Raw genomic sequence first — 19,363 nt, 5'->3', positions numbered from 1 at the left:
AAGTTAAGTTTTTTACCCTACTTTTCACTGGCTCACTTTAATGGGATCAGGACAAATATGAAACCTATTAAAATTAACCCCAATAACAGTTTTAAGAATGGTTAGATGCGAATCGAGAATAAATTGTTATATATGAAAAGTAGGTCCTAAAAAGTCGATTTTTTTGCATTTCTTAGTGCGTTTAAAACTTAAACACACTCTGTGTACATGAAAAAAATTATACCAGTATTGGGTCTTTTTTACTTAGCCTTGGATGCGGATCTTCTTCTGAAAACAAAAAGGAGGAAGAGAAAGACAAAATTCAAGAGATAAAGAAACAATTAATAGGTAGGTGGGTATCTAAAATGGACGGGTACGGCGAAGAGCAAAATACATTCTATTTTGAAAACGATAGTACGGGTTCATTCTCCTGGAAACAGGAAACAAAAACAAACGACCCGTACAGTTCAGGCATGACCACGATGTACTTACTTTGTGAAGGCGAAATTACTTGGGACGTTCAATCCGTTGACAGCCTGAAGCATTCGGAATCAGGGCTACCAAACCCTTATGTTGATAAAGCGTTAGTTGTTAAGACTTCCTCCATTCGTGGTGATGGTCGAAATGCTTACTACAAATTTCCGCAAGGATGGTTTGAAAGCAAAGAAAGTGATTTTGAGGATCGCACGTTTGTTATCCCAATCCTTTCTTCTAGTGGTGATTCCTTGCAGCTTACTAATCAGGATGACCCTGGAGTAAGTGATTTTTTTGAAACCAATTATATACGCAAATATGCCAAAGAGAAAAATTAGTCTAACCATATAAATGAAACCAGAACCGCTCTGAGAAACGTACAAAGTTTCCAGAGCGGTTCTGGTTTCTACTCCCTTCCAATTTCGTCCTACTCTCCACCCATTCAATCCTTTTGCTTCGTATCGGTTAAGCTGACCGTACGCTATGCAACTGAAAGAAGAAGCCGTTTTTACCCTCAAATTCGACGGCAAACCCGTGCTCAATGAGCTGGGGGAACTCGAACAACGCCTAAATGACGTCAAGGAAGCCCAGAAAGCCGTCGAGAAAGGCACGAAGGAATGGGCGGAAAACAAGGAAGAAATCAAAGCGCTTCAGGCCCAGTTCAAATCCGTCCGCGAAGAAATGGGCACAGCGGGCCTGACCGTTCGCCAACTCGAAGTCTACGCCCGCGAGCTGAACCGCGAACTGAAAGACCTGACGCCCGGTACCGATGCCTACATCAAAAAATCGGCGGAACTCCAGGATGTCAACAGCCGGTTGCTGGAGCACCGCCAGACCATCCGGGGTGTCGGCGAAGAAGTTGAAAAATCCAGATCGGTTTGGGGGCAGATGAAGGAGTGGGTGGCCGCAGCCTTTACTATCACCGCCGTTGTGGAGTTTGGCCGGGCCGTGGTCGGTTTTGTGGCCGACAGCATCAAAGAATTCCGAGCCTTTCAGTCGGCTTCAGCGGATATGGCCGCCAATCTGGGCATCACCGGCAAGGTGGTCGATTACTTCAACGAGCAGGCGCGGTTGATGGGACCTACGTTGGGCAAAAGTGCGGCTGAAATGCTGGAAGGGTTTAAACTGGTGGGTTCGGCCAATTCCGATTTGGTAAAAACGCCGGAACTGCTGGCCCAGGTTGCCCGGGAAGCCGTCACCCTGAGCAACGCGGCTAAGATGACGCTGGCAGATGCAACTGCATCGCTGGTCGGGTCGATGAACCAATTCAACGCCGGTGCTGATCAGTCCACCCGCTTTATCAACGTCATGGCCGGTGACGCCCAGGTGGGTTCCGCCGAAATTTCGGATATGGCTTCGGCGATGAAAGCATCGGGGATTGTGGCCAATACGGCTAACCTGAGTTTTGAACAAACGAACAGTGCCCTGCAAAGCCTGTCGAAAGAAAGCCTGAAAGGCGAGCAGGCCGGTACCATGCTGCGCAACGTGCTGCTCACGCTGATGGCCGGAGCCAAAGAAACGAACCCCCAGATCGTGGGTTTGGATAAAGCCCTGGAGAATCTGGACAAGCAAAATCTATCCACGGCGGAAACCTCGAAGTTGTTCGGCAAAAAGAACGTGACGGCGGCACTCTCCCTAATCCAGCACCGGGACCGGGTGGCGGAATTTACCAAGGGGTTGACCGGCACCCAGGCCGCCTATGAAATGGCGGCCAAAAACACCGAAACACTGGAATTTCAGAGTAAACAGGCGACGGCGACCTTGTCGCTGATGAAAACGGAAGTGGGCGAGCGGCTGGAACCCGCTATAGTAAAGGTGTTACAGAGCTTTGTCGCTTTCATCAACATCATCCGGGCTGTTCCTGCGTTTGTCAGTGAGAATAAGACCAGTTTTGCCGCTTTGGGGATTGCCATACTGGCCCTGAATACCAACCTGATTGCCGCCACGGGGACCAGCATCGCTCATGCAGCCGCCGAAAAAGCCCGCCTGGTTTGGACCAACTCCGGAACTGCAGCCCAGTGGCTGCTCAATGCGGCCATGAGTGCGAACCCCATCGGCATGGTGGTGGCTGCGATTGCGCTGCTGGTCGCCGGTTTCGTAGCGATTTACAATAATTCTACCACCGTGCGAGGCATCATCAACGGCCTGTGGGAAGCGATGAAAACCGGCATGGCGATCATCAATGACGTCACCGGTAAGTTGGTCGAGTGGGTTTCGAAAGGATTGGAACCGATGCGGCCCGCGGTCGATTTCGTCCGCTCGGCGCTGGCCACGCTGTGGGAGGTCATTTCCTCCGGAGCCGGTTTTCTGCTGCGAGTGCATTCCGCCCTGGTCGATTTTGCCACCGGGGGCATTGGCTGGGTGGGTTCGGCTCTTGAGCCGGTGCGCTCGGCACTCTCCAGCTTCTGGAGCCTGATCGATACGGGCGTCACCAAAATCAAGAACATCGGCTCGGCCATCGCGTCGTTTCTGCACGTCGATGAGCTGGTGGCCAAAACCAAGGCCGCAGCCAGCCAGATCGGCGATGCTTTCAACAAGGGTTACGGCGATAAACTCGACGAAGACCGCCCCAAACAGGCAGCCGCCCACCAGCAGCATCTGAACAACAAGAAAACCGCCGAGCAGAAAGCCGCCACGGACGTTGTCGTCATCCAGACGGAAGAAGAAAAAAAGGCCCTGGCTAAAAAAGCCGAGGACAACGCCCGGCACCGGCAGGAGGAACTGAAAAAAGCCGCCGAGAAAGCCAAAAAAGAGGCTGAAGATGCTGCCAAGGCTAATGCGGATGCCTTAAAAAAGATCGAAGAGATGCGCATCGCGGCCATCACCGACGAGCTGGAGCGGGAAAAGGCCAAACTTCAATTCAAACACGACCAGGAGCTGATCGCCATCAACGCCAGCCAGAGCGTAAAAGCGGTGTGGGAAAAAGCGCTGAACGAGCAGTTGGTGCGCGACATCGACAAAGCCGAAACCGATCACCGGGTTAAAAAAGAGAAGGAAGAAGCCGAAGCGGCCAAACGTACGCTCGATCTGAAAGTGAAGCTGGCGGGGGATGAAAAAGCCGACAAACTCCAGAAACTCGAAGACGTGGCCGCAGCCCAGCGGCTCCAGGTGCAGAAGGATGTGGACGACGAAGCGCAGAAAGCGGCCCTGCTGACCCAGATCAACACCCGGCTGGTGGCCGACCGGGAAACCGTCGAGCGGGAATACCGGGCCAAAAACCGGCAGGAAACCCAGACCCTGCTCGACGCCCAGTACCAGGCCACGGTCGCCGACGCCAACAACCGGCTGGTGCTGGCGGGCAATAATGCCAGTCAGATTTTCGACGCTAAAAAAGCCAAACTGGACGCCGAGTACCAGTACAACCGCCAGAAGCTGGAGCGGGAAGCCGCCGAAGAGAAGGAGAAAAACCAGGTGCTGATTCAGGATGCCGACAAACGCGCGCAGACCGAAAAGGCCATCGACGACCGGCTGAAAGCCCAGCTCACCAGCGCCGATCAGCAGTACGAGCAGAACAAAACCCAGCTCACGGCGGAGAAAAACGAAGCGCGCCGACAGAACCACCAGGAGTTTTACGCGGGCATAAAAAGCCTGATGGATGGTGATTTTCTGGCCTTTTCCACGATGCTCACCAACAAGTTGATGGGTACCAAAAAGGAGCTGACGGAAGAGCAGAAAGCGACGATTGCCAAAATTGATGCCGTGGGGCAATACGCTCAACTGGGGGTGCAGGCTTTGCAAAAGCTGAGTGAAGACCGGTTAAAAAAGGAACTGGCCAACATCGAAAAAGAGAAGAAAACGCAGCTAGCCGCCTGGAAGGAAAAGTATGATAAAGGGCTGATCAACAAAGAAGAATACGAAGAAGGGACGGATAAAATCAACAAGGAAGCCGATTCCAAAATTAAGGCCCAGCAACTCGAAGCCTTCAAACGTCAGCAGGAACTGGATATTCTGGCGGCTATCATCAACGGTGCGCAGGCGACTTTGAAGTCGCTGGCAACAATGGGCTGGCCGCTGGGGCTGATCGGTGTGGCGGGGGCCGCCGTGGCCACCGGCGTCCAGATCGCCCTGATCAAACGGCAGCAACCGCCCTCGCTGGCGTCGGGGGGTAAAATCCGCAACGCCGGTGTTCCCCAGGGTCCGCAGCACGGCCCCCGTTATGGCGATTCGGGGTTATCGATCACCCGGCGCGATACGGGCGAAGAAGTGGCCGAAATGGAAGGCGGGGAGCCGATCATGGTGTTGAGCCGGAACACCTACAAAAACAACCGGCCGCTGATCGACCGGCTGCTGCACTCGTCGCTGCACCGCAACGGCGCGCCGGTGTACCAGGCCGGGGGCGTGGTGGGCCATGACGGCGGTACCTACGGCAGTTCCCTGCGGAAAGGCGGTTTGGTGCGTTTCGACGACGGCGGTTATTACGATCCCGACGGCGGGGGTGGTGATTCGGGCGGGGGTGGTGATAGCCCCGAAACCGAAGGGGCGATGGGTGAATCGCAGCAAGTGGCCGAAATCACCAATTCGCAGATCGAGAAGAGCCAGGCGCAGATGGAAGACATCGAGCAGAACACCGCCGATACGGTCACGGCCCTGGAGGAAATGAACACGTTTCTGGCGGGTCCCTTCCTGAAGAGTTTGAAGGCCCAGGGCGATACGGTCGTTCTGGAGGTGAAAAACCAACTCACCTCGCTGGTGGCCGAAACCCAGAGCCAGACGGAACGCCTGCTGAGCGAAATGCGCAATCAATCCGGTCAGTTGGGGGTGATTGCCGCCAAAAACCTCTCAGTCAGTGTGCATAACGTGGTGCAGGTCTACAACCAAATCAATGTCGTCGCCGGCGACGCAGACATGAAGTAAGATGATCGAGATTCGCATTGAAGGGTACGCCGTCGATTTGACGCCCGATTTTAGCCTGGTCCTGGAGCGGTTCAATCCGCTCTTGGATTTCAACGCTTTTCCCAGCAACCGGGTGTACGGTTTCACGCTGCCGATTACGCCCCGAAACCGGCGAATTCTGGGCTATTTTGAACAGCCGCAGATGGGCTACACCAACCGCAAGTTTCGCTGTGAAAAATTCGTCGATGGGCTGCTCGTCGAGCGGGGATTCGTCAAATTTCAGGACGCCAAAACGCACGAATACAACCTGTATTTTTCCCAGAACCTGAATGAAGCTTTCGGGGATTTGCAGCAGATTCCGCTGTCGCAAATCGATCTGGGGAGCCAGGCGATGCCGTCGTCTTTTTCGGCGGTCGCAAATCCGCTGACCGATCCGTTTTGTTTGCCGGTGATCGAGAACGCGGGATTCTACGGCAACCAGGGCGTGAGCGGTTTTGGGGGGCGGATGAACAGCTATGATACCGGCACGCTGACCTACGCGGCCGACGCCCGGGTTCCGCAGTTCTTCCTGCGCTGGGTGCTTCAGCAGTACGGGTTGCTGACGGGCTGGACGTTCACCGGGGATTTCATGAACCACCCCGATCTGCAACGGTTGCTGCTGTATAACCTGTACAGCCTGGACGGAGCCACCACGATCCGCTACCAGAATCACTTGCCGGAACTGACGATGCCGCAGTTGCTGGTGAGTCTGCGGCAGCTCTTCAATCTGTTTGTGGAGTTCGATGTGCCGCGCAAACGGTGTACGATTTCTTTTGGGGAGACGGTGCTGGCGGGCGGGCTGGTGGTGGACTGGACGCAAAAGGTGGCTTCAGACTTTCTCAAACAGCCCGATTTGCAAAGTCGGCCGGAGCTGAGCTACGACATCGATGCCAACGATGCGCTGATGAAACCGATTCCGGCCGTCCACGACAAATACACGACCCCGGAAACGAGCAGCAGCGAAGGGGGAAGCCTGACGCCAATCCGCTCACGGCTGTCCACCCTGCCGACCAATCCGGTGTCGGGCCGGGCGATGACGAGCCAACCCGGCTCCAGCATCCATAACAAGGACAATACGAATCTGCCGATTCCGAAGTTGTTGTTCTGGAATGGCCTGGTGGCGGGGGAGCCGCGCGCGACCTGCGCCCAGGGCGGGTACAGTCTGACGTGGCACGGTGCGAACAACCTGCTCGATACGAGTTTTCAGCGCTTCGAGCAGTTCAAGCGGGACACGTTTCTGTTGAAGAAAAATGTGTTTTTGACACCGGCCGATCTGGCACGGTTCAGCTTTCAGCAGCGGGTTCACATTCAGGGTGTGCATTACCTGGTTGGGTCGCTCAAAATGAAGTTAGGATCGAAAGCCGGGGTGATACCGGGTGAAGTGGACTTGTGGCGTGTTTAAGCTACATTAATGTTATCATCCTCCCGGTCATCGTGTTTTTTAAACAACTTATCAAACACGTTAATCTTTTCTTTCTTCTGTTTTTCACTGATGTGGACGTATTTCATGGTGGTTTCGAGCTTTGAATGCCCCATGTAATCCTTTAGTGTTATTACGTCGCCACCCATTTCAATGAATACTGTTCCGAACGTGTGCCGAGCGGTGTGGGTGGTGATTTTAAAATCGACTCCAACATGTTTTCCAATTTCATTCAGGAGCCGGTTTGTGTACTGCTCGCTGAAGGTATCGAACAGCCTGCCTAATGAGGTTTTTACCAACTTTCTGGCTGCTGAATGAATGGGTATCCGCACTACTTTTTTATACCGACGGGATTTGATAGGAAAAATAATTAGCCAATCATCTTTTATATTTTCATGGCTCACTGCTTTTGCGTCTGAAATCCGAAGTCCAGTAAAGCAACTGAACAGAAAATGCCGTAGCACTTTTTGCCAATTATCAGCGGTTTTGTTGTCTTCGAACAATGCTAATAGTCTCAGAAGCTGGTCTTCCGTCAAGGCATTGGGGTACGATTCCGGTTTGCTGACCTTCACGATCTTGAACGGATCGTCGAATACATTCTTATCATCCAGCGCCAACTTAACGTAGGTCCGTACGTCCTTCATTCCTTTTTCGACAGTAGACGGCGCATTACCGTAGGCCGTTCGGAGATAGGCTCTAAAGTTTTCGAGAAGCTTCGGAGTTAGATTATTGAAAGGCAATGCGGGTGTTTGGCTTTCGGTATTGGAAAATTCGTCAGTATTTTTTTTGCGTCCCGTTTTTGTGTTGACTTCCCGAGTCCAGAAAGCTTTGAACTTATTCAGGCAGGCAATGTGACCGTCCCGTGTTGATTTTTCAATCTTCCTCCTTTTATACCGCTCTTTTACTTCCGATTCCCAAAATGCCAGAAAGTCTTTACGTGACGTAAAATTATTGTAATCCCGCTTCAGCATTTCCATCGTCAGGGTTTTGCCTGACAACCGATACGATTTGAAAATCTCATTGACCTTACCCATCTCGGTATCGATCATGAGGGCGTAGTCTGTAAAATCCTGATCAGATTTTGAGCGTGGCAGCAACTTCCCGGCGGCTTTGTCGAAGTGGGTAACTGGCCAGGATAGCTTCAACGGAATCCGGTCTTTCACGCCATCAATGGAGACATAAATGCACAAAGCGGAGGTTCCATCCGCTTTTTTATAATTATCCTTGATTATCAGTTTCTTAACGAAATTCTGGACGTTTCCCATTAGGAACAGGTTAGGAACAGAGAGGGGTAAAAAGAAGATTAGGAATGTAATTAGGAACCGAAAAAGTGCCATTGCAGCGAGTATGAGCACTTTTTCGGAATATTCGTGGTCCCACCGGGAATCGAACCCAGATCTAAAGTTTAGGAAACTTCTATTCTATCCGTTGAACTATGAGACCAGAAAAAACCTGGAAGGTCTTTCGAACCTTCCAGGTTTGAAATGTGGTAGTATACGCAAAAATGCTTAGAAATCTGTTATTTACCAAAATTGCCGGTATCATCGGCCTCCTCGGCCCAGTTGCCCAGCGGTACCTCCAGCCAGTTGGGGTAGATGGCGTAGTGCTTATCTTTCACCATGGCATACAGCAGGTTACGCAGCTCTTCGATGTTCTCGCGGGTCTCCGCCGAGATGAAAACGACATGCTCCGCTTTTTGCGTTAAATACGTCTTTTTCAAATAATCGAGGGCGGTTTGCTTCCGAATCGCCACCGGCAGATCGTCGTCAAAATCATCCTCCTGGTGCATCCACTCGTCGCGGGGTTCAAACTGGTCTATTTTGTTGAAAACCAGTACCGTCGGTTTTTCACCCGCCGGACCACCGACCCCGATTTCCGTCAGAATATCGTTGACGATCCCGATGTGTTCTTCAAACGATGGGTGGGAAACATCCACCACATGCAATAAAATATCGGCTTCGCGCACCTCATCGAGCGTCGATTTGAAGGCTTCGACCAGCGTCGTAGGCAATTTGCGGATGAAACCAACGGTGTCCGTCAACAGAAATGGGATGTTGCCCAGCACCACTTTGCGAACCGTGGAATCGACCGTGGCGAACAGCTTGTTTTCGGCAAACACCTCCACTTTGGCGAGCGTCCGCATCAGCGTCGACTTGCCCACGTTGGTGTAGCCCACCAGCGAGACCCGCACCAGCCGGTCCCGTTCCTTGCGCCGGGTGTAGCTCTGTTTATCAATTTTTTCCAGCTTTTCCTTCAAAAACGCGATCCGATCCTGCACAATCCGGCGGTCAGTTTCGAGTTCCTTTTCACCCGGACCCCGCGTTCCCACCCCGGCTTTCATCCGGCTTAAGTGGGTCCACATCCGGGTCAGACGGGGGTACATGTATTGATACTGAGCGAGTTCAACCTGCAATTTCGACTGGGCGGTTTGCGCCCGCATCGCGAAGATGTCCAGAATCAACAGACTCCGGTCCAGTACTTTGACGTCGGTAAAAGCCGCTTCCAGGTTCCGGACCTGCGAGGGCTTCAAATCGTCGTCAAAAATGACCATATCGACCGGGTTGTCAATCACGAACGTGCGGATCTCTTCCAGTTTGCCTTTTCCCACATACGTTCGGGTATCAGGCTGGTCGAGTTTCTGGATAAACGATTTGACGGTAATGACGCCCAGTGTCTGGGCCAGAAAGGCCAGTTCGTCCAGGTATTCCTGGGTTTTTTCGGCCGACTGCTTCTGCGTTACCAGGGCCACCAGCACCGCAGTTTCGGGCTGTTTGTGATTTTCAATCATAGAGGAAACTAGTTAGGAAGGTACTGAACGAGCCATAGCACCGATTCGACGCACGAATCGCCGATCCCGGGTTCAATAACCTTAAATTACGTGAGAATAAGAATATAACCGTGGAATACACAAACGGTTTTTAGCGGAAGCGGAAGAGGCCGAAATCGGCAAATAGGTTCATGGGCGTACTACCTTTAAGCGGTACAAAGTTACGCTTTTATTCTCAAAAAAATAATACGTTTTCCTCAAACTTTCTTTTTTGGCTAAAATCTTTCTGTACATTTGCAGTCTCAAAGCGAAAAGCCCATGAACACCCTCACCCGCTAAGGGTCTCCTCCACGTTTCCTTCAATCGTCCTGTCTGACCGACCGACGATCTGAACTTTCCGTATTCAGGCTGTTGTCTTATTCGGCGATTCTGTCGCCTGTTTCCTGTTTTCAATCATGACGAAATTTTTTCGCCTGTTACTGGCCGCTTTGCGCGGTACAGAAAATCACTATACGTCCGGTAGCATCAACCGGGCCATTTTCATGCTGTCGGTCCCGATGGTACTGGAAATGGTAATGGAGTCTCTTTTTGCGGTGGTCGACGTCTTTTTTGTGGCCAAAATCAGTACGGAAGCCGTAGCCACCGTGGGCCTGACGGAGTCGGTTCTGACCATTGTCTATTCCATCGCCATCGGGTTGAGTACGGCCGCTACGGCCCTGGTGTCCCGGCGCGTCGGCGAAGGCAACGCCCGCGAAGCCGGCAAATCGGTGGCGCAGGTTATCCTGGTTTCCATCGGAATCGCCCTGGTCATCGGCATTCCGGGGGCGGTTTTTGCCGAGGACATTCTGCGGCTGATGGGTGGCAACGAGCAACTCATTGCCAATGGTTCCGGTTTTACGCGGCTGATTTTTGCCAGTTCACCCGCCATTATTCTGCTGTATACCCTGAGCGGGTGTTTGCGGGGCGCTGGGGAAGCTTCCACGGCCATGCGGTCGCTCTGGATTGCCAACGGGCTCAACATGGCGCTCTGTCCCATTTTTATCTTCGGCTGGGGGCCAATTCCCGAGATGGGCGTGGTCGGTTCGGCCATTGCCACCACGATTGGCCGCTCGGCGGGGGCGGTTTACCAATTGTATAGTCTGATGCGCAACGGCCGCATCGTTCAGGTCGCTGCCACGGATTTTAGCCCGCATCCCGGCATCATCCGCAACTTGCTGGGCATTGCCGCCGGCGGAACGGCGCAGTTTCTGGTGGGTTCGGCGAGTTGGGTTTTCCTGACACGTATACTCTCGACGTTCGGCAGCGATGTCGTCGCGGGCTACACGATTGCCATCCGGATCATGATTTTTACGATTATGCCGTCGTGGGGCATGGCGAATGCAGCCGCCACACTGGTGGGGCAGAACCTCGGCGCGGGGCAACCCGAGCGGGCCGAAACCTCGGCCTGGCGGGCGGCTTTCTGTAACATGCTGTTTCTGTTGGGGGTCGGTATATTGTTCTACACCGGTGCCAGCGAAATTGTCGGCCTGTTCAACCGCGATCCGAAGGTGGTGGAGATTGCAGTGCAGTGCCTGCGGATTTTCTGTCTGGGCTATGTTTTTTTCGCCTACGGCATGGTCATCAGCCAGGCGTTGAACGGAGCCGGTGACACCCGAACGCCAACGCTCATCAACGTAGTCTGTTTCTGGGTGATCGAAATACCGCTGGCGTATCTGCTGGCCAATACGCTCCACTGGGGGCCGGAGGGGGTGTTCTGGTCGGTAGCTTTCAGTGAATCGTTGCTGGCGGTGATTGCAGTTTTGGTTTTCCGGCGGGGACGCTGGAAATTGGTAAAGGTGTAACAGAAATTGGCCAGCGATTTTGTTGAAAAACCGCTGGCCGGCCTTCGCCCGGATAGACTAGGTACTTAAAATCTGCAAATACGCCAGTTTCAATTCCTGTAGGTTCGCAGCCATGGGCGCACCGTCGAACGCTTCCAGCGGTAATTCAGTCCGTTTTCCTTCCCGGTCGATCAGGAACGCCGAAATCATCTGAAATCCAGCAGTATATACTTGATTGACGAGTTCCATTTGATGGTCAATCTCCGTTGAGAAGAGCTTAACCGTGAACTTCTCGCCGTGCGATGACAGCAGGGAGATGTAAAGCCACATGAAAGGAAGGGTAAGATGGTATCACCAAACCCTGACAAATTTGAAGCCATGGCGGTCGGTAAACGGAAATAGTGAGTGAGTGGTTTTGGATATATGAATATTAGCGTTGTAGGGAGTCAATACTGTGTAGTTACAATCAAATCTGTACTATTTTACGAAAAACCAGTCTTTTCCAATGAACCTTCGGTAAAACCTGATTTTTACAAACTTTTCCCTAAACTTGCTGCATTGTTCACCAGTTTCGAAACCCCATCCTGCATTTTTTGGGACCCATGAAAGATTACATTCGCCCGATTAATCGCCTGCTCGTCGCCAACCGGGGCGAAATCGCCATCCGCATCATGCGGGCCGCCACCGAGTTAGGAATCACTACCGTCGCCGTTTATACCTACGAAGACCGTTACTCGCTTCACCGCTACAAAGCGGATGAAGCCTACCAGATTGGGCGCGACGACGAACCGCTGAAACCGTATCTGGACATTGAAGGCATCATCCAATTGGCGAAGCACAAAAAAATCGACGCCATCCATCCGGGCTACGGCTTTTTGTCGGAGAACGTAACGCTGGCACGCCGGTGCCGGGAAGAAGGCATCATTTTCGTGGGGCCAACACCGGAAGCCATGGAAGCGCTGGGCGATAAAGTACGGGCCAAAAACCTGGCGACCAAAGCCGATGTGCCGATGATACCCGATAGCCGGATCGATATATCAGACTATTCAGTGGCTCTGTCGGAAGCCAAACGGATCGGTTTTCCGGTGATGATCAAAGCTGTTGCCGGTGGGGGAGGACGTGGCATGCGCGTGGTTCGGGAAGAAGGCGAATTTGAAAAATCATTCAACGAAGCCCGCAACGAAGCGAAGAATGCGTTTGGTGATGACACGATTTTTCTGGAAAAATTCGTCATCGACCCCAAGCACATCGAAGTGCAATTACTGGGTGATACGCACGGAAACATTGTTCACCTCTACGAACGGGATTGCTCGGTTCAGCGTCGTTTTCAGAAGGTTGTGGAAGTGGCACCGTCGTTTGGTCTGAAGCAGCAAACGAAAAATAAACTGTACGAATATGCCCTGAAAATTGGGCGACAGGCCAATTATTCCAATGCCGGTACGGTGGAATTTCTGGTCGATAAACAGGAAAATATCTACTTCATCGAAGTGAATCCCCGGATTCAGGTCGAGCACACGATTACCGAAGAAGTAACCGGGATTGACCTGGTGCGGACGCAGATTCTGGTGGCGATGGGGTATAAATTGTCGGACAACGGTATTTACATCAACCACCAGGACGAAATACCGCTGAACGGATACGCCATCCAGTGCCGGATTACGACCGAAGACCCCGCCAACGGGTTCCGTCCCGACTTCGGCACCATCATTGCCTACCGCAACGCGGCCGGTTTTGGCATTCGGCTCGACGAAGGCAGCTCGTATCCCGGCGTAAAAATTTCGCCCTACTTCGATTCGATGATCGTGAAGGTGTCGGCGCGGGGTCGAACGCTCCGCGGGGCTACCCAACGGCTGAAACGGGCGTTGGTCGAATTCCGGATTCGTGGGGTGAAAACCAACATTCCGTTTCTGATGAACGTCATCGACCACCCGATTTTCCAGGCGGGTGACGCCCGGGTGTCGTTCATCGAAAACCACCCCGAACTGTTCGACCTCCGCAAACCCAAAGACCGCTCGACGCGCGCGCTGAACTACCTGGCGGATGTGATCGTCAACGGGAATCCGGAAGTGAAAGTAAAACCGGGATCGAAAGGGCCCACCCAGAAATTCCGGACGCCGATCATTCCGATTTTTGACCCCTATGGTGCTTATCCGAAAGGAAATAAGGACCGCCTGACAGAACTCGGACGTGATAAGTTCGTGGAATGGGTGCGTGATCAGAAGCCGGTTTTATACACCGACACCACTTTCCGCGACGGCCACCAGTCGCTGCTGGCAACGCGGGTGCGGACCAAAGACCTGCTGAATGTGGCCGAAGGTTTCGCGAAAAACCACCCGGAATTGTTCTCGATGGAAGTCTGGGGGGGCGCGACGTTCGATGTAGCCATGCGGTTTTTGCACGAAAACCCGTGGACGCGTTTGAAGAAATTCCGCGAAGCCATGCCGAATATGCTCCTGCAAATGCTGTTTCGCGGTTCCAACGCAGTAGGCTATTCAGCCTATCCGGACAATCTGATTGAGAAATTTGTGGAAAAATCGTGGGAATCGGGCATCGATGTTTTCCGGATTTTCGATTCCCTGAACTGGGTCGAAGCCATGAAGGTGAGCATCCGGGCCGTTCGCGAACGCACCGATGCACTGGCCGAAGCCGCGATTTGCTACACCGGCGATATGCTGGCTCCCGACCAGAAGAAATATACCTTACAGTATTACCTCGATATGGCCCGACAGTTGGAAGACGAAGGGGCTCACTTGCTGGCGATTAAAGACATGGCCGGTTTGCTGAAACCGCTGGCGGCCGAAGTGCTGGTGCGGGAACTGAAGCAGGCCGTCAACCTTCCCATTCACCTGCATACACACGATACCTCGTCGATTCAGGCGGCAACGTACCTGAAAGCGGTCGATGCCGGGGTCGACATTGTGGATTGTGCGCTGGGTGCCTTGTCGGGTCTGACGTCACAACCCAATTTTAACTCGGTGGTAGCGATGTTGCAGGGCCATGAGCGCGAAAGTGCGATCGATCTGAATTCGCTGAATGCCTATTCCAACTACTGGGAAGATGTTCGGGAATGGTATTATCCGTTTGAGTCGGGCATGAAGGCCGGTAGTGCGGAGGTGTACCAGAACGAAATTCCGGGTGGGCAATACTCGAACCTGAAACCGCAGTCGATTGCGCTGGGTCTGGGCGACAAGTTCGAAACGCTGAAGAAAAACTACGTGGTTGTCAACAAGATGTTCGGGGATATTGTCAAGGTGACACCATCGTCGAAAGTGGTGGGAGACATGGCGCTTTTCATGACGTCCAACAACCTGACGGCGGAGGATGTCATGAAGAAAGGCGCATCGCTTTCATTCCCGGAATCGGTAAAAGGCTTCTTCAAAGGTGAGTTGGGTCAGCCCTACGGCGGTTTTCCGAAGGAAATTCAGGAGATTGTTCTGAAAGGCGAAGAACCGCTGACCGGTCGTCCGAATGAAAAACTGAGCCCGATTAATTTTGAGGAAGACTTCAAATCGTTTGAAGAGAAATTTCCGATGAACGAGGGCTTTCTGGATTACCTCTCGTACCAGATGTATCCGAAAGTTTACGAAGAATACTACAAGGCTGTACAGGAACACGGTGACGTCAGTATCATTCCAACACCGGCATTTCTATACGGTTTGAAGGAGAATGAAGAAATCCTGATCGAGATCGATGAGGGCAAAAACATTCTCGTGCGGCTGCTGTATGTGTCGGAACCCGACGAACAGGGTAACCGGATGGTGACGTTTGAACTCAACGGCCAGAGTCGCCAGGTTCAGGTGCGTGACCGGTCGCAGAAAGTCGAGTTTGAGGCCAATGCCAAAGTCAGCAAGGACGGCGACGTGGGCTCTCCGTTGCAGGGCCGTCTGACCAAAATTCTGGTCAAACCGGGTGATGTCATTGCCAAAAACCAGCCGTTGTTCGTCATCGAAGCCATGAAAATGGAAAGCATCGTGGCCGCGCCAAAAGCCGGAACCGTCAAACAGGTGATCCTGAAAGAGGGAACGGTGGTGGTGCAGGACGACTGGGTTGTGGAATTGGCGTAAGAAAATACCCTCAACCCCCTGAAGGAGTTTCGGCCGAATGAAAAGCCCCCTTTAGGGGGTTGGGGGCAATTTATCCGAATGACCAAGCGATTTTTCCGGATTGACCACATCCCGGATTAGTTGCTTTAACTCCTTGATCTCCGGAAACCGCCCCGCTTCCTTCCGGTCGAAAATCTTCTTTCCATCAATCTGAACCGAAAACCGCCCGCTGATTTCCGACGGGTGAAGCAGCACGCCGTGAACATCTTCGGTAAACGTGGTTAATATTTCCTGCGCCATCCAGGCCGAGCGCATCAGCCAGCCACATTTCGGGCAGTATTCGAGGGTAACAATGGGTTTCATTCTCTTTTCTCGGTTGGATTTTTGTGAACATCCCGAAAGCGCAACATGTCGCTCAACTGCTGTTCCTTGTCGTTGTCAAAACCACACGTTGAGGTGAACTCTTTCGGATTCTGATAGGTTCCAAACAGCATGTCCCACCAGACAATATCGCCGTAATTGTTGGTGTGTTTGTTGTACTCGTGGTGAATCCGGTGCATTTGGCGTTGAAAAACATAACCGATCCAGCGCGGTGTTTTCACGTTGGTGTGGTAAAAAAACTCACCCAGGGCCGTGCACAGCGTGTAAATTGCCCCGGCTTCGGGACTCAAACCCAGCAACGTATACACCAGCAAACTGCCAATCACCGAGTTAACCGTCATTTCCAGCGGGTGCTTGTAAAACGAGGTGATGACTTCGATCCGTTGCGGACTGTGGTGAATCTGACGGTCGGCCGCTGCCGTGAAAATGCGTCCAGAGAAAATCGACCGTATGCTGCCAGCGGTGCCACCAGTAAAACACGAAGGTCGCGATGAAATAGGCGATGATGCCACCCCAAACCGGATTGACATGCCTGGACAATGCGAACAGCGAATGGCTCGACAACCACTGTTCCCACGTAAAACCCGCCAGCAGAACCACAAGCAACTGAATGAAATTCACCGCCAGAACGCGAATGGTCCAGGTCAGAACCGGTGGTAGTTTCCAGCCGGGGAAAACCCGTTCGAGCAGAAAGCAAAAAGCGAAGGTGACAAAAATAACCGGTAACATGGCGGTAAGGAGGTTTGGTGAACCGCCAATGTAACCCACTGCCAGTCCGTGAAAAATTGACAAATATCAAGTTCGGTTTGAGTCAGTCAGGCTATATTAGCTCGTAACCGACTCACGGTTTCTGGTGACAAGCCCAGGTGGGAGGCAATGTGTTTCAACGAAACCCGCCGAAATATATCCGGAAAATCAGTCAGCAACTGCGTGTACCGTTCCTGAGCCGACAGCATCCGGAGGTTCTGCGCCCGTCGTTCGCTCAGCAAATAATACCGTTCGGTCAGCAAGCGCCCCACTTTGTTAAATTCGGGAAAGGCGTCGTACAACCGCTGGAGCTGGTCGTACGTTATGGACCATAACACGCTGTCTTTCAGCAATTCAATGTATTCCTGAGCGGGTTGTCGGGAATAAAAGCTAACGATGGAGATAATGAAATCCGATTCCTTCATAAACCAGGAGGTCACTTCCCGGTCGTCTTTCAGATAATACCCGCGGGCGAGCCCTTTTTCAATGAAGAAAATCCGCTCGCTGACCTGTCAGGGTTGCAGCAGCCAGTGCCGCCTAGGCAGTTCGTGCCGCCGAAGCGTTTGCCGCAACGCGCTTTCTAAGGGTTCCGGGATGGATTGCAGTTGCCGGATGGCGCTCAGTAAGGTTTCCATTTCGGTAGACTCAATCAACAAACTGATTTTTCGACAAAGATTGCAAAAATCATTTCTTTCCTCGTACTTGGTTGTCGTTAAATCACTTACCATCATGGAAAACCAACCCTACAACAACCCGTTGCCTCCATCATCGGTGACCCCCCTCAGCCCCTCCGACGAACGAATGTGGGGGATGCTGGCACACCTTAGTGCCTTAGCCGGTTTTATCATTCCTTTTGGTAATGTCATCGGCCCCGTGGTGGTTTGGCAGATTCAAAAGGATAAATCGGCGTTCGTGGATTACCACGGCAAAGAAGCCGTGAATTTTCAGATTACGATGACGATTGCGTTCTGCATTGCGCTGCTGCTGATCATTGTCGTCATTGGTCTTCCCATTCTGATCGTTCTGGGCATCCTGAGTATTGTTTTCTCCGTAATTGCCGGGGTAAAAGCCAACAATGGCGAATATTATAAGTATCCGTTCACCTTTCGCTTTATTAACTGACCATTCGGTCGTCAGCGGTTTTTTTCGGTTGACGGGTTTCGTATTTTTGCTGAAAATCACGACACCAAGTCACCTTCAATGATCGCTTCGTATTCTTGTCCGCCAATCGCGGTGAATGGCCTTGTGCCTTCAACCGACGGTTTGCCCGGTCACGGTTTTCTGAAAAAAGTCCGGCGATTGGCGGGATTCTGTTTATTTCTACTTCCGTATGCAGCCCAGGCCCAGACTCAGCCGCCATCGCAACCGTTGGGCACCTGGTTAATCGGCACCGTTCAACTGCCCGCCCGCGAACGGGGCTGGGGCGGTTTCGTCGAAGGACAGGTACGGTCGAATGCCCTCTTCGATCAGGTCAATTACTACGAAGTAAAAGGCGGAATCAGCTACGATTTGGGTCCCGCTTTTTCGGCGATGGTGGCGACGGGCCGCTATCATACCTATAATTTTCGGGATCTGGCCGACGGCCCGCAGGTGCTTGAAACCCGCTTATGGGAACAAATCACCATGAGCCAGAATGTGGAGCGGTTGAAGTTCGAACATCGTTACCGGGTCGAGCAGCGGTGGTTTGGGGAATCGACACCCGAAAATCAGGCCATTCAGGGCCGATTCCGCAACCGGGTTCGTTACCGGATGAACCTGATGATTCCGCTGAATGCCATGACCATCCAACCCAGAACCGTGTTTGTGTCGATTTACGACGAACTGTTCCTAAACTTCAAGGCACCCCACCTCGAACGAAACCGCGTCTATGCCGGTCTGGGTTACCAGATCGACCGCAACTGGATCATACAGGCGGGCTGGGTCAATCAATACGACCAGGCTCCGGTCAGTATTGGCGACAAAAATAACGTGGTGTTATCGGTCATGTACCGTCTCCACCGCAAAAACGGCGAGCGGGAGCGTCTGCCGACGCAAGTTGATTAACGGTTTTCAGTATTCAGTTTACGGTTTACGGTGGCTGACACGATGCTTTCTTACTCTTGCGTCAGCCACCGTAAACCGTAAACTGAATACCGTAAACCAATTTAAAACCAAGGTCGGCGAACTTTGAAGGATCGTTTCATGCCGCGGATGAGCAGAAAAGCACCGAGAACGCCAAAGATGATGGCCAGGATGGTGATGTTAAGAATGGCAAAAACGATGGCGACACCAATGACCGGGATCGACGCCTTGAGTTGCCACGGGATGCGTTGCCACCAGTTGAGTTTCTTCCGGGGTTTCAGACCCAGAATTTCCCGCAATGTTTTCTTCTTACCGGTTTTGGGCCGGGGTTGTGGTAAGGCATTCATTTCGGATGTGCTCAATCCTTGATTGACCAGCGTTGACGAAGCTTGCCGGGCGTGGTGCTGAACCGACCGGCTGGGTGGAACCACGGCTGACGATGCGGAAAATTCCGGCAGCGGGGCTTCGGATTCTTGGGGTGCCGTCGCGATTCGGGGCCACTCGATGGCTTGAACGACAACCGAATCGGTGTCAGCGATCACGGGTTTGGCGATGCCGGACGAGCGAAACGACTCGACGGGGATGGGCTGGTATCGTGCGTAGGGACGATGACAGGAAGCGGTAACGAAACAGAAAAGGGCGGCAATCGGCGCAAAGGCACTTTTTCTCATCAGGCTGGACGAAGATTCAGGATGCAAAACCTGCCTTTACAACGAAACCGATCCGCGGGTTTATACTTTCTGAACCAGAAAATATGATCAAAAAAAGACCTGCACGGTTGATTAATCCCTACAGGTCT

At 52.5% G+C, this 19,363-nt stretch carries 16 protein-coding genes and 1 tRNA gene; 7 read left to right on the top strand and 10 right to left on the bottom strand.

The window, feature by feature from the left end; translation table 11 throughout:
• The first annotated feature begins 344 nt into the window (after positions 1 to 344).
• The 3 genes from F0P93_RS29345 (at position 345) to F0P93_RS29335 (ending at position 6,727) form a co-directional block, all read left to right on the top strand.
• Positions 345 to 791, top strand: coding sequence for a hypothetical protein (locus F0P93_RS29345; protein ID WP_150881362.1), 447 nt, complete (start codon positions 345 to 347; stop codon positions 789 to 791).
• 145 nt (positions 792 to 936) lie between these two features.
• On the top strand, positions 937 to 5,307 hold the full coding sequence (locus F0P93_RS29340; RefSeq protein ID WP_150881361.1) for a phage tail tape measure protein: 4,371 nt from the start codon (positions 937 to 939) through the stop codon (positions 5,305 to 5,307).
• Between the two features lies 1 nt (position 5,308).
• On the top strand, positions 5,309 to 6,727 hold the full coding sequence (locus F0P93_RS29335) for a hypothetical protein (protein WP_150881360.1): 1,419 nt from the start codon (positions 5,309 to 5,311) through the stop codon (positions 6,725 to 6,727).
• Here F0P93_RS29335 and F0P93_RS29330 read toward each other — a convergent pair.
• The 3 genes from F0P93_RS29330 to hflX form a co-directional block, all read right to left on the bottom strand.
• Positions 6,724 to 8,010: a tyrosine-type recombinase/integrase gene (locus F0P93_RS29330; RefSeq protein ID WP_191908953.1), complete on the bottom strand. Its 1,287-nt coding sequence runs from the start codon at positions 8,008 to 8,010 to the stop codon at positions 6,724 to 6,726. The two genes, F0P93_RS29335 and F0P93_RS29330, sit on opposite strands and share 4 nt — an antisense overlap.
• 106 nt (positions 8,011 to 8,116) lie before the next feature.
• Positions 8,117 to 8,188, bottom strand: a tRNA-Arg gene (locus F0P93_RS29325).
• A gap of 76 nt (positions 8,189 to 8,264) precedes the next feature.
• Positions 8,265 to 9,533, bottom strand: a complete 1,269-nt coding sequence (gene hflX, locus F0P93_RS29320) for a GTPase HflX (protein ID WP_150881358.1) — start codon at positions 9,531 to 9,533, stop codon at positions 8,265 to 8,267.
• A gap of 434 nt (positions 9,534 to 9,967) precedes the next feature.
• On the opposite strand from hflX, the gene F0P93_RS29315 reads away from it, so the two are divergent.
• Complete coding sequence (locus F0P93_RS29315; RefSeq protein WP_150881357.1) at positions 9,968 to 11,353, top strand: MATE family efflux transporter; 1,386 nt, start codon at positions 9,968 to 9,970, stop codon at positions 11,351 to 11,353.
• Between the two features lie 57 nt (positions 11,354 to 11,410).
• On the opposite strand, the gene F0P93_RS29310 is transcribed toward F0P93_RS29315, so the two are convergent.
• Positions 11,411 to 11,662 (bottom strand): hypothetical protein, encoded by a 252-nt coding sequence (locus F0P93_RS29310; protein ID WP_150881356.1) that lies wholly within the window; start codon positions 11,660 to 11,662, stop codon positions 11,411 to 11,413.
• A 272-nt stretch (positions 11,663 to 11,934) separates the two neighbouring features.
• Between F0P93_RS29310 and F0P93_RS29305 the strand changes: the two genes are divergently transcribed.
• Positions 11,935 to 15,396, top strand: a complete 3,462-nt coding sequence (locus F0P93_RS29305; RefSeq protein ID WP_150881355.1) for a pyruvate carboxylase — start codon at positions 11,935 to 11,937, stop codon at positions 15,394 to 15,396.
• 51 nt (positions 15,397 to 15,447) lie between these two features.
• On the opposite strand, the gene F0P93_RS29300 is transcribed toward F0P93_RS29305, so the two are convergent.
• From F0P93_RS29300 to F0P93_RS31925, 5 genes are all read right to left on the bottom strand, one after another.
• Entirely contained in the window at positions 15,448 to 15,738 is a 291-nt protein-coding gene (locus F0P93_RS29300; RefSeq protein ID WP_150881354.1) for an Rdx family protein, read from the bottom strand.
• Positions 15,735 to 16,103: a sterol desaturase family protein gene (locus F0P93_RS31800; RefSeq protein ID WP_229315774.1), complete on the bottom strand. Its 369-nt coding sequence runs from the start codon at positions 16,101 to 16,103 to the stop codon at positions 15,735 to 15,737. The genes F0P93_RS29300 and F0P93_RS31800 overlap by 4 nt, the downstream gene beginning before the upstream one ends.
• Positions 16,087 to 16,485 (bottom strand): hypothetical protein, encoded by a 399-nt coding sequence (locus tag F0P93_RS31795; protein ID WP_225309699.1) that lies wholly within the window; start codon positions 16,483 to 16,485, stop codon positions 16,087 to 16,089. Before F0P93_RS31795 ends, F0P93_RS31800 begins: the two co-directional genes overlap by 17 nt.
• 86 nt (positions 16,486 to 16,571) lie before the next feature.
• Positions 16,572 to 16,928, bottom strand: a complete 357-nt coding sequence (locus F0P93_RS29290) for a Crp/Fnr family transcriptional regulator (protein WP_510186275.1) — start codon at positions 16,926 to 16,928, stop codon at positions 16,572 to 16,574.
• Between the two features lie 87 nt (positions 16,929 to 17,015).
• Positions 17,016 to 17,138 carry a hypothetical protein gene (locus F0P93_RS31925; protein WP_255472555.1) on the bottom strand — a complete coding sequence of 41 codons (123 nt, stop codon included), beginning with the start codon at positions 17,136 to 17,138 and terminating at the stop codon, positions 17,016 to 17,018.
• 94 nt (positions 17,139 to 17,232) lie between these two features.
• Between F0P93_RS31925 and F0P93_RS29285 the strand changes: the two genes are divergently transcribed.
• Both F0P93_RS29285 and F0P93_RS29280 read left to right on the top strand, forming a co-directional pair.
• Entirely contained in the window at positions 17,233 to 17,625 is a 393-nt protein-coding gene (locus tag F0P93_RS29285; RefSeq protein WP_150881353.1) for a DUF4870 domain-containing protein, read from the top strand.
• 78 nt (positions 17,626 to 17,703) lie between these two features.
• Positions 17,704 to 18,546 carry a DUF2490 domain-containing protein gene (locus F0P93_RS29280; protein ID WP_150881352.1) on the top strand — a complete coding sequence of 281 codons (843 nt, stop codon included), beginning with the start codon at positions 17,704 to 17,706 and terminating at the stop codon, positions 18,544 to 18,546.
• A gap of 101 nt (positions 18,547 to 18,647) precedes the next feature.
• Here the strand turns inward: F0P93_RS29280 and F0P93_RS29275 are convergent, their stop codons facing one another.
• On the bottom strand, positions 18,648 to 19,235 hold the full coding sequence (locus F0P93_RS29275; protein WP_150881351.1) for a hypothetical protein: 588 nt from the start codon (positions 19,233 to 19,235) through the stop codon (positions 18,648 to 18,650).
• Positions 19,236 to 19,363: the final 128 nt, after the last annotated feature.

It is taken from the genome of Larkinella humicola, assembly GCF_008727875.1.
In the GTDB taxonomy this organism is placed as follows: domain Bacteria; phylum Bacteroidota; class Bacteroidia; order Cytophagales; family Spirosomataceae; genus Larkinella; species Larkinella humicola.
This window is presented reverse-complemented; position numbering and strand designations above follow the sequence as displayed.

Bases quoted from the DNA above. Each gene is read 5' to 3' on its own strand.
- F0P93_RS29345 (WP_150881362.1), top strand. From the start codon at position 345: ATGGACGGGTACGGCGAAGAGCAAAATACATTCTATTTTGAAAACGAT.
- F0P93_RS29340 (WP_150881361.1), top strand. From the start codon at position 937: ATGCAACTGAAAGAAGAAGCCGTTTTTACCCTCAAATTCGACGGCAAA.
- F0P93_RS29335 (WP_150881360.1), top strand. From the start codon at position 5,309: ATGATCGAGATTCGCATTGAAGGGTACGCCGTCGATTTGACGCCCGAT.
- F0P93_RS29330 (WP_191908953.1), bottom strand. From the start codon at position 8,010: ATGGGAAACGTCCAGAATTTCGTTAAGAAACTGATAATCAAGGATAAT.
- hflX (WP_150881358.1), bottom strand. From the start codon at position 9,533: ATGATTGAAAATCACAAACAGCCCGAAACTGCGGTGCTGGTGGCCCTG.
- F0P93_RS29315 (WP_150881357.1), top strand. From the start codon at position 9,968: ATGACGAAATTTTTTCGCCTGTTACTGGCCGCTTTGCGCGGTACAGAA.
- F0P93_RS29310 (WP_150881356.1), bottom strand. From the start codon at position 11,662: ATGTGGCTTTACATCTCCCTGCTGTCATCGCACGGCGAGAAGTTCACG.
- F0P93_RS29305 (WP_150881355.1), top strand. From the start codon at position 11,935: ATGAAAGATTACATTCGCCCGATTAATCGCCTGCTCGTCGCCAACCGG.
- F0P93_RS29300 (WP_150881354.1), bottom strand. From the start codon at position 15,738: ATGAAACCCATTGTTACCCTCGAATACTGCCCGAAATGTGGCTGGCTG.
- F0P93_RS31795 (WP_225309699.1), bottom strand. From the start codon at position 16,485: ATGTTACCGGTTATTTTTGTCACCTTCGCTTTTTGCTTTCTGCTCGAA.
- F0P93_RS29290 (WP_510186275.1), bottom strand. From the start codon at position 16,928: ATGAAGGAATCGGATTTCATTATCTCCATCGTTAGCTTTTATTCCCGA.
- F0P93_RS31925 (WP_255472555.1), bottom strand. From the start codon at position 17,138: ATGGAAACCTTACTGAGCGCCATCCGGCAACTGCAATCCATCCCGGAA.
- F0P93_RS29285 (WP_150881353.1), top strand. From the start codon at position 17,233: ATGGAAAACCAACCCTACAACAACCCGTTGCCTCCATCATCGGTGACC.
- F0P93_RS29280 (WP_150881352.1), top strand. From the start codon at position 17,704: ATGATCGCTTCGTATTCTTGTCCGCCAATCGCGGTGAATGGCCTTGTG.
- F0P93_RS29275 (WP_150881351.1), bottom strand. From the start codon at position 19,235: ATGAGAAAAAGTGCCTTTGCGCCGATTGCCGCCCTTTTCTGTTTCGTT.